General features: G+C 65.2%; 13 protein-coding genes and 1 tRNA gene. 2 read left to right on the forward strand and 12 right to left on the reverse strand.

Translation table 11 applies throughout. The annotated features are described in order from the left end of the window. Positions 1–48 precede the first annotated feature (48 nt). A complete protein-coding gene (locus LZC94_33055) occupies positions 49–1620 on the reverse strand; it encodes a hypothetical protein (protein WXB12667.1) in 1572 nt (523 codons plus the stop codon). Positions 1621–2642: 1022 nt separating this feature from the next. On the opposite strand from LZC94_33055, the gene LZC94_33060 reads away from it, so the two are divergent. Next, positions 2643–2715: transfer RNA gene (locus LZC94_33060), tRNA-Glu, on the forward strand. 32 nt (positions 2716–2747) lie between these two features. Here the strand turns inward: LZC94_33060 and LZC94_33065 are convergent. The 9 genes from LZC94_33065 to LZC94_33105 all read right to left on the reverse strand — a co-directional run bounded on the left by LZC94_33065 (position 2748) and on the right by LZC94_33105 (position 11910). Next, complete coding sequence (locus tag LZC94_33065) at positions 2748–4370, reverse strand: protein kinase (protein WXB12668.1); 1623 nt, start codon at positions 4368–4370, stop codon at positions 2748–2750. An 87-nt stretch (positions 4371–4457) separates the two neighbouring features. Next, entirely contained in the window at positions 4458–4886 is a 429-nt protein-coding gene (rpsT, locus tag LZC94_33070; protein ID WXB12669.1) for a 30S ribosomal protein S20, read from the reverse strand. 53 nt (positions 4887–4939) lie between these two features. Then, positions 4940–6148, reverse strand: coding sequence for a PrsW family intramembrane metalloprotease (locus tag LZC94_33075; protein WXB12670.1), 1209 nt, complete (start codon positions 6146–6148; stop codon positions 4940–4942). Positions 6149–6163: 15 nt separating this feature from the next. Continuing rightward, complete coding sequence (gene mtnC, locus LZC94_33080) at positions 6164–6826, reverse strand: acireductone synthase (protein ID WXB12671.1); 663 nt, start codon at positions 6824–6826, stop codon at positions 6164–6166. Further along, positions 6823–7374: an acireductone dioxygenase gene (locus LZC94_33085; protein ID WXB12672.1), complete on the reverse strand. Its 552-nt coding sequence runs from the start codon at positions 7372–7374 to the stop codon at positions 6823–6825. The genes mtnC and LZC94_33085 overlap by 4 nt, the downstream gene beginning before the upstream one ends. Next, on the reverse strand, positions 7371–8075 hold the full coding sequence (gene mtnB, locus LZC94_33090; GenBank protein WXB12673.1) for a methylthioribulose 1-phosphate dehydratase: 705 nt from the start codon (positions 8073–8075) through the stop codon (positions 7371–7373). The genes LZC94_33085 and mtnB overlap by 4 nt, the downstream gene beginning before the upstream one ends. Before the next feature lie 167 nt (positions 8076–8242). Further along, positions 8243–8467, reverse strand: coding sequence for a DNA gyrase inhibitor YacG (locus LZC94_33095; protein ID WXB12674.1), 225 nt, complete (start codon positions 8465–8467; stop codon positions 8243–8245). Beyond that, on the reverse strand, positions 8464–11031 hold the full coding sequence (locus tag LZC94_33100; protein ID WXB12675.1) for a (Fe-S)-binding protein: 2568 nt from the start codon (positions 11029–11031) through the stop codon (positions 8464–8466). Before LZC94_33100 ends, LZC94_33095 begins: the two co-directional genes overlap by 4 nt. Positions 11032–11301: 270 nt before the next feature. Continuing rightward, positions 11302–11910: a hypothetical protein gene (locus LZC94_33105; protein ID WXB12676.1), complete on the reverse strand. Its 609-nt coding sequence runs from the start codon at positions 11908–11910 to the stop codon at positions 11302–11304. A gap of 102 nt (positions 11911–12012) precedes the next feature. Here LZC94_33105 and LZC94_33110 point away from each other — a divergent pair, with 102 nt between their 5' ends. Further along, entirely contained in the window at positions 12013–12978 is a 966-nt protein-coding gene (locus tag LZC94_33110; GenBank protein WXB12677.1) for an IS630 family transposase, read from the forward strand. A gap of 8 nt (positions 12979–12986) precedes the next feature. Here the strand turns inward: LZC94_33110 and LZC94_33115 are convergent, their stop codons facing one another. Together LZC94_33115 and LZC94_33120 are read right to left on the reverse strand one after the other, a co-directional pair. Continuing rightward, the gene (locus LZC94_33115) at positions 12987–13763 is read right to left on the reverse strand and encodes a Uma2 family endonuclease (protein WXB12678.1); all 777 of its coding nucleotides are present in this window, start codon (positions 13761–13763) and stop codon (positions 12987–12989) included. Between the two features lie 50 nt (positions 13764–13813). Continuing rightward, complete coding sequence (locus tag LZC94_33120) at positions 13814–14359, reverse strand: CDP-alcohol phosphatidyltransferase family protein (GenBank protein ID WXB12679.1); 546 nt, start codon at positions 14357–14359, stop codon at positions 13814–13816. Between the last annotated feature and the right edge of the window lie 73 nt (positions 14360–14432).

Consider the following 14432-nt stretch of genomic DNA (forward strand, 5'->3'; position numbering starts at 1 on the left):
CGATCGCGCGACGTCTCGCCATCAAAAGGTAAGAATGGCCGTAGCCGTCTACCCCAAGGCGAGAACGTCTTGGTCGTTGACCAACGTATCGTCACAGTCGTCCTGCTCGCGCTCGCCGTTGCGGTCACGGGTGTCGTCCACACTCGACAACGGAGGTCGAGCGCTATGATTCATTTGGGCCTCTTCCACGCTCGATTCGTCAGCGACCCCTCGTTCGACGGAAATCGCGCCTGCGTTCCGCAGTCGCGCCTCGTACAGCTTCGAAAAATAATCCAGCCCTTCATTTCCGGCGTTCAACGTCTGCATTGTCTCTTCGCGAATGGCCGAGAGGAGCGCATTCAGGGTCTTCATCGATAAATCTCGTGCCCGATGCGATTCGTATTGGGTTCGTTCAGCGACGTGGTTGCGAAAAATGAGCATGGGATTGTGCTCTTTCAAGCCAGCTCCGGACGAGTATCCTCGGATGTGCTTTTCAATCCGTGCCCCACATCCAAAATGAGCGTACAAAAACGCCGCGAAGATCGGCGCGCGGTTGTAAGGCTTCTTCTTCGGCCCGTTCTTTAGCAGCCACTGGGTCGACGCGTGAAGCTCTGCGAGCTGCCGGCGGGCAACGTGGGTCGAAATGACGTGGCTTCGCCCGCGAACCAATATTTCGATCCCCCGCAACCAGGAGACCAGCTTGCGCGACTGCTCCACACCGTCCACGATTCGCAACGTATCTCCCACATCACGCATACGGCCCTGATCGATGGTCGCGCGTGAACTCGGCTGCAACCCACGAATGAGCCATATTTGCACCGTCATCCCCGAAAGCACCACTGCCCATAATCGATGCTGACCGTCGTACAGGCGGCCATCGGCCCCGAGGCCGATGCCTTGATTATTCAATAGCCAAGCGCCATCTTTCATATCGCGCGCGAAGGCCGCGACTCGATCCCAGGAGACCGTACGGTTCTTTACGGATCGCGACAGGAGCGCCATGGCGATTTCCGGTGTCATCGAAACCAACATGGCATTGGACGGCCCTTTGGATTCGAACAATCTCCGAACGGCTGCATGATCGGGAATGGGCTCCGTAAACGACGGCTCGTCGCTGGCATGCTCCTCGCCGACCAATCGAATATTCGAGCGCAATCGTCGATGAACTTTACAGTAGGGCGCCAGCTCCGGCCGGGTCGGGTATATGGCGCTTACGCGGTGTTCACAGCCCGCTTGAGCGCAGCGCCTTCCAGCATAATTTTTGAGTCGATTGGACTGCGACGTATGATTCATGGGATTCTTTCGCAATAGATTGGTTGTGGTTGGCGAACGGTTCGATCGTCCTCGGTAGCAGCTCGTGTGCGCGAGCTCGGGCGCGAGCGAGCGCAACGCCTCCCGCAGATCGTCGGCGGTGCGCGCGCGAATATCTCGAATCACCGGAACGGATCGCCCGAGCTGGCGCGCTATTTTGGTGTCAGACATGCCGTCGAGCGTCGCGTCCAGGATCTGGCGCTCAGGGGCAGCGAGTTGGTCGATCACTTTCTCGACCGCGGCGATCATCCCGGCTGGCGTTGGGCCATCGTCGGATACGAGATCGCCGAAGCCGGCGGGTACGATCGCGAACGGAGCCCAGCCCTCCATGAGCGCACGATTCGGCCTTTCTCGCGACGTTGGTCGATCAGGGATACCCACGGCCTCATTGAGACGGTCGCAAGGCTCACGACACGTCGCGCGATCGATACAGTCAGCACATGGGCTGTTCAGGGATGTTTTTCGTGAGTTCATTGCATCCCTTACGTTCGCGACTCGTAGCAGCGCAATGTTCGATATTCATGCCCATGACATCTCCTTTATCGGGTGCGATGCCACCTGCGCCTGGCGTCGGTCTTTTGCCCGGCGGGTGGTTCGTTCGACGAAGCTCTACGGAGGGTTGCCCTTGTGCCGTTTCGCCCGACGGCCATGATCGGCTGGCAACGAGATCGAATCACCGAACCAACGACGAGCTCCACTCGTGCGGTCAGGCGGTGCTCACGTTAATCGCCGTTCGGTGGCTGACAACCCATCAATCTATCTTTTTAGGTTGCCGGACGTCTCCACGGGACTGCGAAAGGGTTTTCCGAAGTGGATCAAAAATAAATATATAAAACCAACTGAAGCCGAGCCCCGTGGAAGGCGATTTGGCGTGTATCTAAGACATCTATGTTCGTACGGACCAATGCAGACCCCTCCAATGAGCGAGCGGGCCTCACGCTCACGGAGCTTCTCGTGGGTTCACCGTTCTCGAGCGAGTGGACGCGGATCCTGACGAGCCCGAGGCAGCGGAAGCGCGGCGCACCTTGCGAGGTGGGCGCCCGAGACCAGCCCCCAACGCGGCCAGCGCGATGATGATGAGCGCGGACGCTCTCGCCCGATCTCGGATGACGTCCGGCGGCCCTCGGCATTCGCTCGCTCTCATGCGCGGGCGTCCCCGGGGAGATTCGTACGAGGGTTCCTCCGAAAGGGAGAAGCCGGGGTGCGCGACGTCTCCGCGTGGGACGTGCGGCATGTGCATGCGCAGGCGCTGTAGAGGAAGCGGAGCCTGCGGTCGGGGATACCTTTTGTGCGTCACCCCTTCATCTGACTTTGACAGAACGGAGCATACCGCGTAGGTTGCCGCCCGCTCAGTCCCCATCGTCTAGAGGCCCAGGACCGCGGCTTTTCACGTCGCTAACGGGGGTTCGAATCCCCCTGGGGACGCCTGGCATCCGCAGCGAGTACCCTCGTTCGCGCTACGGAGGCTCGTCTTTTTCCTCGCGGGAACGCGGGGGCGCATCGCCTGATTCGGGCGCGACACCTTGCCCCGTGCTCGCCGGCGCCGACCGCGGCGCACGCTCGGATGCGAAAAATTTCGACAGCCCCCACATCGTGAGCGCGCCTCCCATCACGAGCGCGACGATCCCCACGATTACCGCCACCCCGCGCATCGAACGGCGTCCTTCGGGCGGCTGCGACGCTGCAAGTACCCCACGCTCCCCGGCCGCCGGAGACGTATCCGCAACGGCAAGCTCCGTCGCGGCACGCGAAGGTGCCGCGCGCGACGCGGGACTCAAAACGACCGTACGCGACGGCGACGCGCCCATCGGCCCGGACGGCGATGGAGACCCGGGCGCCGATCCCGATGGAGACCCCGGCGGCACCGGCATGGCCGCTCCCCCGGCAAGCAGTGTCTTTGCCGCGAGCACCTCCACCTCAGCCCCGCCCCCTTCACGGCCCTTATGCCCCGGCTCGCGTCCGATGCCACGCTCGCCTCGGCCCCCTCCGGCGCGCCTGCCTTGGTCCCCCGCTTCGCCCCCGATATCGCTGCTGCCTCGGCCAGGCTCGCCCATCCCCGCGCCACGCGGATCCGACCGCGGAATGTCGCGCCCCTCCGCCCGCACCTCCGGGCCCCGAACCTCGACCCCCGGCTCCTCCGCCCCGCGCCCCACCGCCTGACACGCCTCGGCATACGCCGGAAGCGTCGTCACCGCGACCAGCATCTGCCGCGCCGAGACGAACCGCCGGGTGCGATCGCGGCGAAGCGCCCGTTCGACGACGCGCGCAACCTCGTGCGAAATCCCCGGATCGAGCGACCTCAAATCCGGCGCGTCGTTCATACAAATCGACAGAATAATCTGCTCGTAGCTTTCACCCACGTGCGGTGGACGCCCCGTGAGGCACTCGAACATGATGGCGCCGAGGCTATAGATGTCCGCCCGCGCATCGAGATCGGACGCGGCTTGCGCCTGCTCGGGCGAGATGTAGAGCGGCGTCCCCACCACGGTGCCTGCGCGCGTTACGAACGACTGCGACAGACCTGCCTCCCGCGGCTCGATCTTCGACACGCCGAAATCGACAATCTTGACGAAGTTGCGGTCCGACTTTCGCGAGACCAGGAACAGGTTGTCCGGCTTTAAATCGCGGTGCACGATGCGCGCTTCGTGCGCGTCGGCCAGCCCGCGGAGCGTCTGCGCGGCAATGTGGAGCGTCTCCGCCACGGACAACTTTCCGCATCGTCCCAGCCGGCGGCCCAAATCTTCGCCGCGCAGGAGCTCCATGACCAGGTATGGCTGGCCGTCGCTGATGCCCGCGTCGTGGACCGACACGATGTGGTCGCTCTCGATGGAGCTGGCGGCACGGGCTTCGCGCGTGAAGCGGCTGGCGACCGATCCGACCTGCGCCCATTCGCGGTCGAGGAACTTGATCGCCACCTTGCGGCCGAGGCCGAGGTGTTCGGCTTCGTAGACTGCGCCTACGCCACCGGTGCCGAGGAGCTCGGTGATCCGGTAGCGCTCGTCGATCATGCGACCGACGAGCTTGCGAAGCTCACCTTCCCGCTCTCCGTCGATCGGATGCCGTTGGGAAGTGAGTTCCACGACGCGGTTTTAGCACCGAAATGACGGCCCGTGCTCGAGCCCTCGCTTAGCGGGGTCGAGCGTCGAGACGAAATGCCGAGCGCGAAATCAGCCCGCGGTGAGCTTGTGGACGGCGGCGGAGAGACGCGCGACGGTGCGCGAGGCGGCCTTGAAGTGATAGACGCGCTTGCCGGCGGCCTTGTCGAGGGCCTGAATCGCCTGGGCAAGAGCGGTCTTCGCCCCTTCCTGGTTCTTCGCACCGATTTCGGTGCGCACACGCTTCACCAGCGTGCGCACGGCGCTCTTCACGGCGCGGTTACGGTTCGTTCGCTTGATGCGCTGACGGTTGCGCTTTTCTGCGGAGGGATGATTGGCCACGATGATTCCTTCGAGAAACCAGAGATGGATGCTGCGGGCGCCAACAGAAAGAAACGTCTGTTGCCGGGCGGCGCACTCTATTGAAAGCAGCACCCTTGTCAAGCGGTCGTCATGGGCCTGTGCGGTCCATGCCCCCCACTTCGCGGGCGTGCGGCGCAAGGGTGACCCGAGCGCACGGCAGATGCACGCGTTATCCCACCCTTTACCTCGCTTTAGGCCCCACTTTTTGCGACACGTCCCACCCAGGCTCCCGCGCACGCCAAACCCCAGGCAACCGGTGAGAATGCCAGCGCAAATACGAGCGCAACCGGTGCAGCCAGGCCGAGCAGCAGCAAGGTCGCCAAAAGTGCAAGTGCGGTGGCTAGAGCAGGCTCGAGCAAGGTCGGCGCGTTCGAGGCTCGGGCGACCAGGTAACCGCTCACCGGGAAGGCGCTGAGGAGGCCCGCCCCCATCAGCGCGACGGGCGCCGTGGTCGAGACGCGGTGCTCGTCCACCAGCGAGAAGTCGACGTGGGCCCAGTTCCCAAAGGCGATGGCCGCCGCGAGACCCACCAACATGGCGCCGAGGGTGACGAGCGCGCCAAAGGCAATCCAACGCAGCTTGACGGGCTGCTCGCTGCGGCGCAGCGCTTCGCGCACGGCGCGCAGGCTGGGCGGGTGCGACAGGGCGTCGAGCGGCACGAACGAGATGCGCGGGCGGTGATCGCTCGATATCGGTAGGCTCGAGACGGGGGCATCGTCGTCGGTGGTGCGGTTGCGGAGATCGCGGGCGGCGATCCATGCGACCACCGCCATGACGACCAAGAGGGGCGCGGCGGCGATGAGCGCGCCGGGGCCCCGGCCGTAGACGAAGTGGATGTAGAGGCCGTGCGCGACCATGGCGCCGAACCAGGTGACCGGAAACATGGTCCCTGGCGTCTTCAGCTGCCGCGAGCGGCCCAGCGCGTAGCCCCAGGCGCAGGCGAAGAAGAGGTGCGCAGGAAACGCAAATGCCGCGCGGGCGAGCCAGATGCCGCCGTCGGGGTGCGCGCGCAGCAGAATGGCATTTTCGACGGCCGCGAAGCCCACGGCGGCCGCGCTGGCGTAGACCAGGCCGTCGTAGGGCTCGTCGAAGTGGCGGGTGCGAAAGGCCACCCAGGCCGCGGAGACCTTGGCCGCCTCGCGCACGGGGGCGACCACCGCGAACAAGAAGAGCAGCGAGCCTGCTTGCCCCGAGACCGAGGCGCGGATGTCGAGGCCCGTCCAGGCGGCGGCGCGGTTCTCGATGAGGAACGAGAGGCCGCCGAAGACGCCGCCCAGTACGAAGACGAGGCTGACGAGCCAGATGGGCTCGCGCTCGTCATCGCTTCGATAGACGCCGATGGCCAAGAGCACCGCCGGCAGCACGGCGGGGACGAACCATCGCAAGAACGAGAGCACCACGGCTAGGTTATGCCGTCAGAACCCCAGCGCGTCAAAAGTACCGACCTTGGGGTGCGGGCTCGCGGGGTCGTCGGCGATGCCGGGGCGGAGCAGTTGCCAGGTCGACATGCCTGCGGCGCGGGCGGCGTCCAGCTCGGCGACGACGTCGGAGAGGAACGCCACGGCGGTGCGAGGGACGCCCAGCGCGTCGGCGATGGCGGTGTACGAGCGCGATTCGCGTTTGGGGCCGGTGGTCGTATCGAAATAGGCGCTTAGAAACGGGGTGAGATCGCCGTGGTCCGAGTGGCGAAAGAGGAGCTCTTGCGCCTCCACCGAGCCGGAGCTGAAGATGGCGATGCGCGTTCCGTTGGCCTTCCAGCGCTCGAACGCGGGCGGCACGTCGGGGTACACGTGGCTCTTCACCTGGCCGGACTCGAAGGCCGTGCGCCAAATTTTGCCTTGGATGGCCTTGAGGGTCGACTCCTTGCGGTCGGCGTCGATCCAGGCCACCAGCTGCGCGGTGAGGGCCTCGGGGCTCGACTGGCGGGTGGCCTCGCGTGCCTGGCGAACGTCCTCGCTGTCCCAGTGCTCCGCCACATAGGCGGGCATCGCTCGGCGCGAGAGCGGAAAGAGGACGTCGTGAACGAAGGCGATGTCCGTGGTGGTGCCCTCGATGTCGGTGAGGATGACGGAGATCACGCGGCCTTCTCGAACCGCGGGAAGCGCGCGGCCACGTCGGAGCCGGTAAAGTCGGCGATCCAGCCTTTGGGATCGGTGAAGAGGCGAATGGCCACGAAGCGCGGAGATGGGCCCATGTCGAACCAATGGCGGGTGCCGGCGGGGACGTTGATCAAATCGCCCTTGGTGCACTCGAGGGCGTAGATGGCTCCCCCGTGGTGGATGCAAAAGAGCCCGGAGCCTTCGACGAAGAAGCGCGCCTCGTCCTCCGAGTGCGTGTGCTCGTTCAGGAACTTCTTGCGCAGCTCGGGGTGGTTCGGGGTGGAGGCGCTGACGGATACGACGTCGGCCGTGGCGAAGCCGCAGTCGCGCTCGAGGCGGGTGATGGCCTCGGCGTAGGCCGTCAGGATGTCGGCTTGGGTGGCGGCTTCGGCGAGGGGCTGCGATGCGTCCCATCGCTCGAAGCGGATGTTGGCCTCCGCCGCGGCGTCGCGGATCGTCTCGAAGGTCGTGTGGTCTTCGAAGACATCGGGCCGCGTGTCGTCACGGTAAATGCGCAGATGGCTCATGGTGCGTGCCTCGTTGCGTTGCGGGTCCGAAGGGTGCAATCGAAGAGAAACTCGAACGCCTCCACGTGCCGGCGCGCCTCGCGCATGGTGCGTCCCCACGCGTAGAGGCCGTGGCCGGCGACGAGGTAGCCATGGAGCGCGTCGCTGCCGAAGGCGTCCATCCAGGCGTCGACCTCGTGCGCGAGGTCCTCCATGTTTTGCGTGTTGGAGAAGATGGGCACGCGCTCGGTGTGTTGGTGGGTCCGAACGTCGGAGAGGGCCTTCAGCATTTCGTAGCCGGAGATCTCCAGAACCCCCTGAGGCGCGTCGAGCCGCGAGAGGACCGTGGCGCTGGGCGAGTGCACGTGCAGCACCGCGCCCGCGTGGGGGATGCGCGTGTACAGCCGTGCATGAAGCTTGGTCTCGGCGCTCGGCCGCGCGCGGGATGACGAGGACGACGAGGCGGGGCCCGACCCCGAGCCCGAGCCGGAGTTCGATGGCAGCATCCGCCCATCCAGATCCATGACGACCATGTCATCGACCGTGAGCTCGCCTTTTTCGCGGCCCGACGCGGTGATCACCATGGCGTTGGTGCCGAGGCGCATCGAAAAATTACCGCCGGTGGCGAGCGCCCAGCCGCGCTCGTAGAAATCGCGGCCCACGGCCACCAATTGCGATGCGGCAGCCTCGAGCGCGGGGTGATGCGACAGATGGGATGTCATGGTTCGGTGAAGGCCATTCCCCGTGGAGTAAAAAGACACGCCAGCTGGCAGGTGCCGGACCGCACCTCCACCTTTGCCGTAACCCGGCTCGCGTGTTTTTTCAACCGACTGAGGTGAGGCTCCGCGCACGGCATCGCGCAGGTGCCCTCACCTCTTGGGGACGCCGATCACCCCTCGTTATCGTTATCGCGATCGCGCGCGCCCTGGCGCGGCCCCTCGGAGGCTGCGGCAGCCTCCTCGGTACCATCCGTTTCGCTCCCGGAGATGCGGTACTCTTCGTTGAGCCAGCGTCCGAGATCGACTTGCCGGCAGCGCGCCGAGCAAAACGGACGCGCCTCGCGCATCGCGTCCGTCAACGGTTTGCGGCAGATGGGGCAGCGCGCGGAGCTCATTCGGAGGCCGAAGCAGACGATCCGGGGGCCTCGACGTGTGCGGCCGCGATGGAGAGATCCACGCCGGCGAGATCGCCGGAAGGAACCGCGAGCACGTCCTCTTGGCAGCTCTGATCCAAGAGCTCGGCGACGTCCATCGTCGCAAAGCTGTCCTCGAGGTTTTGGCTCTTGAGGCCGTCGGTCAACATGGTCATGCAGAACGGGCACGCGCTCGCCACCGTGCCTTGTTTGCCGAGCACGTCGCCATGACCGCCATTACCAGAATGGCCAGCGTGGGCAGCGTGCGCCGCGTGCGCAGAAGCCGAAGAAGAAGCAGAAGAGCGCGACGGCTTGGCCACGGCGTCGATGAGCTGAAGGGTGCGTTTGACATTCACCCGGTTTTGATTCTGCTCCTCCATGAACATCTGCGCGCCGCCGGCCCCGCAGCAGAGACCGCGCTGGCGGGTCCAATATTCCGCCTCCACCAGCTCCACCCCCGGGATGGCGCGGAGGATGTCGCGCGGCGAGTCGAAGATGCCGTTGTAGCGGCCGAGGTAGCAGCTGTCGTGGTAGACGACCTTCCCCGCGACCGCCTTTTGGGGCTCGAGCTTCTTTTGCGCGAGCAGCCCGAGGAGGTAGTCGGTGTGGTGGATGACCTCGAACTTGGCGTCGAAGTCGGGGTACTCGTTCTTCAAGGTGTTGAAGCAGTGCGGGCAGGTCGTCACGATCTGGCGAATGCCGCCTTGCTCTTTGTAGCCGTTGAGCACGGCGGCATTGGTCTCGGCCAGCATGGCGAACAAGAACTCGTTGCCCGCGCGCCGCGCCGGATCGCCGGTGCAGTTCTCCTCTTCGGCCAGGATGGCGAAGTCGACCCCCGCCTTCTTGAGCAGACGCGCCGTGGCGCGCGCGATCTTCTTGGCGCGGTCGTCGTAGCTGGCGGCGCAGCCGACCCAGAAGAGCACCGGGGTGGCCGGGTTCTCGGCGAAGGTCCGGATCTCCAGGCCATCGGCCCAACCCGCGCGGTCCATGCGCGAGAGGTTCCAGGGGTTGCCGTTGACCTCCATGCCCTGAAACGGCTTTTGCAGCTCGTGCGGGAACTCGCCTTTGACCAAGACGAGGTTGCGCCGCATATCGACGATCTTGTCGACATACGAAATCATCACCGGGCACTGCTCCTCGCAGGCGCGGCAGGTGGTGCAGCCCCAGAGCACGTCGGGGTGAATGATGGTCGACACCAGATCGATCGGGGCCACGCCGTCGGTCTTCGGCGCAAGGTCACCGTTGCTCGCGGCAGCTGCTTCCGGCGCGGGGGCTTCGGCGCTGCCCTCTGCACCTGATGCGCCTGAGGCCGCGGCCGGCGCGGCAGGCTTGGCAGAGGCGCCGGTCGATGCCTGGATGAACTCCTTCTCGCGCGAATAAAGATGATTGCGCAAGTCGAGGGTCAGGTGCTTCGGGCTCAGGACCTTGCCGGTTCGGTGCGCGGGGCAATTGTCCGAGCAGCGACCGCACTCGGTGCACGTGTAAAAGTCGAGGATGGCCTTCCACGAAAAGTGCTCGATGCGGCCGATGCCAATCGCGAGCGCGGTGGGATCCGCCGACTCACCCGCGGCGCCGACGAGCTCCATGAGGGTCTCGGAGTAGGGCTTCTTCTCGGCCGGCGCGCCATTTTCAGCCGGCGCGCCGTTGGCTTCGGCGCTCGCCTCGGGGGCCTCTGCAGGCGCCGCCGACGGCAAGGTGGCGTTGATCAGCGGGAGGCGGCCGTACGGGGAGAGGTCGCGGAAGAAGACGTTGGGGATGGCCGTGATGACGTGGAAGTGCTTGGAGTGCGGGAGCAGGTTCAAAAAGAGGAGAACCAGCGAGGAGTGGATCCAGTAGCCCGCGTGCGCGAGCACGATCAGCGCGGTGGGCGAGAGGCCCTCGAAGAGCATCGAAAAGAAGCTCCCGGCGGGCGAAGGGAACAGCGACCAGCCGACGTGCCCCGCTTCTCCGTAGGGCGCCACGATGGTGGCGATGGCTTTGCACTGATCGGCCGAGACCATTTCATGGCCGGTGATGCCGCAGAGCGTGGTGTCGCGCTCGGCCAGGACGAAGGCCGCGCCGTCGTAGGCCATGTCGGCCACCATCATGGTGAAGATGATGCCGAGAATGAGGAGCCCTTCCAGGCTCAAGGTCGTCCGCTTCATGGGGCGGATCACGCGGTAGTAGAAGAAGACGCTCACGCCCGTGATGACCATGAGGCCCACGGTGTCCTTCATGAACTCGTAGAGCTTCCCCAGCGGCATCCACGGGGCCAGCACCCACAGGTTGAACGAGGGGACGAAGCCGCGTCCCCACAGGACCAACGTCCGCAGCAAGAGCACGACGAAGCCGACGAAAATCAGCTTATGGGCGATGCCGGCCGGTTGGTAATAATCCATCCGCTCCTGCACGAAGGCGTAGCGCCACACCGCCGCCACCCGGTCGCCCAAACGATCGAACCGTTGCGCAGGACGCCCCGTTCGAAGCAAGAGCCATCGGCGCCCTGCCGCGAGCGCGAATGCTCCGAACGCCACCACCAGCAGCACTACCATCGCCAACGCACTCAAGACAGAAACCTCCGCGCTCCAAATCGGCGGCCGCGAGCGGCGCACCTTCCGATGAAAACCTTCGAATCGATGCGGGGTCGAACCTTATTCTCGAGCCCGCTCCCGCAACTGAATCGCCATTCAGTCTACCCTAATCGCTCGGAAGGGTCCGTGCAAATTCGCAAGGGCGTGCGGTTCGCCCGGGCGTTTGCCGAAGAAAGGGTGCGAGACGGCGGGGCGAAGCGGCGGCCGAAAGGCGGGCCACCAAGGTAGCACGGGCGGTTCTTCGCCCTACAACGTGAACGTGAAACTTTTCAGATCGTCGCTGGGGGTGAGCTCGAGGTCGACCCCATAGGAGCGGCTGCCGATGCGGGCCCCCAGCCGCGCCTTGAGCGGGGCCGGCGCGCCGTGGATATCGGTGAGCTTGACTTTCACCACGTAGGACCCGCGCGGCGGCTCGATGCCCTCGAAGTAAATGTTCTCGACGTTCTGGGAGTAGCAGCTCTGATTCCCCGTCCCGGGGCAGTCGCGGTCGAGATGCAGGCCGCTGGGGCTCGTTCGGTTCGATTCGTGAACGGTGCTGCCCGAGGGATCGATGACGCTCAAATCGATGTCCGCCGGGCTGTCGCCCCAGGCCACGATGAACTGGAGCAACCCCGTCCCCAGGCCGCACCCCTCTTCGAGGACGCCGTTGCAGTTGTCGTCGACCGCGTTGAAGCAAATCTCCGGGCCCGTGGGCGTGCAGGCGCTGACCAAAGAGACCCCCGGCGGGGCGACGATGGCGCGCGGTTTGAGGTCCGCGCCGGACTTGGTGGACGGGGCGCTCGGGCCGCATGCCGCGAGCAGCGCGACGGCAAAGGGCGCGGCGCCAAGCTTCGAGCGGGGGGATTTTCGCGTCATGCGTTCTCTTTACGCGCTTTCACGCCAGCGTTCACGCCTGCCGCGGAGCGTGCGGCGGGAGCTTCCGCTAACACTAAGACCAGTTGACGCGATCCCACAGCCATGATCTCTGCTGGATATGATCACCCCATTGAAACTGCGCGAGGCTGTTCTTCGTGCTCGTGCCGAAGGGCGTTCCTACGACGAAACCGCGAGGCTGCTCGGGATCGGTCGGGCGACGGTGAACCGAATCCTGCGGCTGCACCGCGAAACGAGCTCGCTCGAGCCGAGGCCTCGCGGAGGTGGCAACACCTCTCCGATTCACGGCGAAATGGCGCGGATGCTTGCCGCCATCGTGGCCGAGATGCCCGACGCGACGGTCGCCGAACTCGCGTCGGAGCTCGTAAAGCGCTCACGCACGCAAACGAGTCGCTCCGCTGTGCAGCGGGCGCTCACTCGCCTGGGGTTCTCTCGAAAAAAAAGTCGTTTCTTGCCGCCGAACGCAACACACTCGAGCACCGCGAACTCCGAGAAGCGTTCTGCGCGCTCTTGAAGAACGCGGACCTAAATAGCCTCGTTTTTATCGACGAATCTTTCGTAAAAACCGGCATGCGTCGCGAGTATGCACGCTCGTTGCGAGGTCACCGCGTCACCGGAAGCAGGCCCTTTCGTTCGTGGAAGACGCTCTCCCTCATCGGTGCGATCCGACTCGGCGAGAAGCCGAAGATCATGACGAGCAAAGCTGCGGTGAACGGGACGACCTTCCTTCGCTTCATCAAACACCGGCTCAGTTCGTGGCTGTATCCAGGCGACATCGTCATCATGGACAACCTCAGCATCCACAAGATGCTGCTCGTTCGCGAAGCCATCCTCGATGCAGGCGGCTTTCCGGTCTACCTCCCGACCTACAGCCCGGAGCTAAACCCAATTGAGCGCCTCTGGGCAGACATGAAACGACGTCTTCGAACGCTCGCCCTCGACGCTCAGGATGAACTCCTTCGGACCGTCCGTCGACTTCGCGCTTCAACACCGATCACCAAGATCGCCGCGTGGTTCCGCCATTCTTTATCAGAGGCTCGCTTCAACTGATCGCGGTGTTAGGCGAAGAGCGCGTCGACGGAAGCTTCGGTCGCTGCGCGCGTCAGCCATGCGTCGAGAAGGGCGGGATCGCGGCACGCGAGGATGCGAGCCTTTTGCTCGTCCGTGGCGACGAGGTTGCGCGCGGCGAGGACGTGCAGAATCGCCTGTGCGGTAGCTTCTTCGCGACCTTCTTCGCGACCTTCTGCGCGTACGGCGTCGAGGCTCGCGTAGCCTTGGCGCTCGAGCAGGTTCTGGAAGGTCGCTTGATAGGCTTTGTCGCGGTCGTACAGGGCGTCCACGGGCACCGGATTTTTCAGGATCCCATCGGCCACCAGCACGTCGCCGGACGACACCGTTCGAACGGGCTCGTTCGGGCGGTGGACCTCGACCCGGCGCGGGCCCACCAGGCGCACGATCCAGACGTGCTCCGTGCCCGCCGTCAAAAGCTCATGAATCTTGAGCTTGAGATCCGCCTCGTCGGTGCCCGTATCGGCGTACTCGACCGCGAGCGGAGGAGCCCCCCGAATCCAGCCCGGCTCGTTCGGAACACCGCCCACGGCGATGTCCGGGGCGCGCAGGATATGGGGCGTGGGCGAGAAACCCGCATCGATTCCGGCCGACTCGACCGCGGGATCGGTCGCCAATGGAAGCGCGCCCACGATATTTCCATGCGCGTGGCGGGCGCCTGCCGGCAGGCAGTAGATCGGGTGCCCGTTCGAGAGCTCGTACCGATCGCCGGGCCTCAATTCATCGGCGTGAAACGGGCCACGGGTGTTGGAGTTCGATGCCGACATGAAGCCGAGTATAGCGCAATCGACGGTGCCTGCCGCCAGGCGCCCGGGGCTCATCCTTCACGCCCGCCGAGGGCGCGAACCCAATAGCTGGTGGCCGCAAAGACACCCGCGGCCCCCGTGATCCAAAGGAGCGCCCCCAGAATCGATTGATGCAGAATGGCGACGCCCACGCATCCGAACTGGAGGACCGTCGCCACCTTGCCGGGCAGGTTCGCCTTGGGTTGCTCGGCGCGGCGCTTTCGTGCGGAGCGGTTGGTCGCGAGGTAGACGACGAGCGGGAGCTCGCCCACCTCGCGCGTGCTCAAGAGGAGAATGGCGAGGGGCGACAGCGCGCCGGTCACGACCAAGGTGCCGACGACGGCAGCCACGAAGAGCTTATCGGTCACCGGATCGAGCACCGCGCCGGTGGCCGTGGCCCGGTTGAAGGTGCGAGCCCACCAGCCGTCGAGGACATCGGTGATGGCAGCGCCCACCAGAACACCGAACGCGACCGCCGGACGGTCGACCACGAAGGGAAACGCCGCGCCCAGTGGGATGCGCGCAAGACTGAGCATGCCCGGTACGGTCACGAGATCGGCAGCGCGATAGAGCCCCACATCGGGAGTCTAGCCTCGGAAGAGCCCGGTGGCGCATGAAGCAAGCTGGGTTTCCGCTCGCGACTCGACTACA

Source organism: Sorangiineae bacterium MSr11954, assembly GCA_037157815.1.
In the GTDB taxonomy this organism is placed as follows: Bacteria; Myxococcota_A; Polyangia; order Polyangiales; family Polyangiaceae; genus Pendulispora; species Pendulispora albinea.

Bases quoted from the DNA above. Each gene is read 5' to 3' on its own strand.
- LZC94_33055 (WXB12667.1), bottom strand. From the start codon at position 1,620: ATGGAGGGCTGGGCTCCGTTCGCGATCGTACCCGCCGGCTTCGGCGAT.
- LZC94_33085 (WXB12672.1), bottom strand. From the start codon at position 7,374: ATGAGCCATCTGCGCATTTACCGTGACGACACGCGGCCCGATGTCTTC.
- mtnB (WXB12673.1), bottom strand. From the start codon at position 8,075: ATGACATCCCATCTGTCGCATCACCCCGCGCTCGAGGCTGCCGCATCG.
- LZC94_33095 (WXB12674.1), bottom strand. From the start codon at position 8,467: ATGAGCTCCGCGCGCTGCCCCATCTGCCGCAAACCGTTGACGGACGCG.
- LZC94_33105 (WXB12676.1), bottom strand. From the start codon at position 11,910: ATGACGCGAAAATCCCCCCGCTCGAAGCTTGGCGCCGCGCCCTTTGCC.
- LZC94_33110 (WXB12677.1), top strand. From the start codon at position 12,013: ATGATCTCTGCTGGATATGATCACCCCATTGAAACTGCGCGAGGCTGT.
- LZC94_33115 (WXB12678.1), bottom strand. From the start codon at position 13,763: ATGTCGGCATCGAACTCCAACACCCGTGGCCCGTTTCACGCCGATGAA.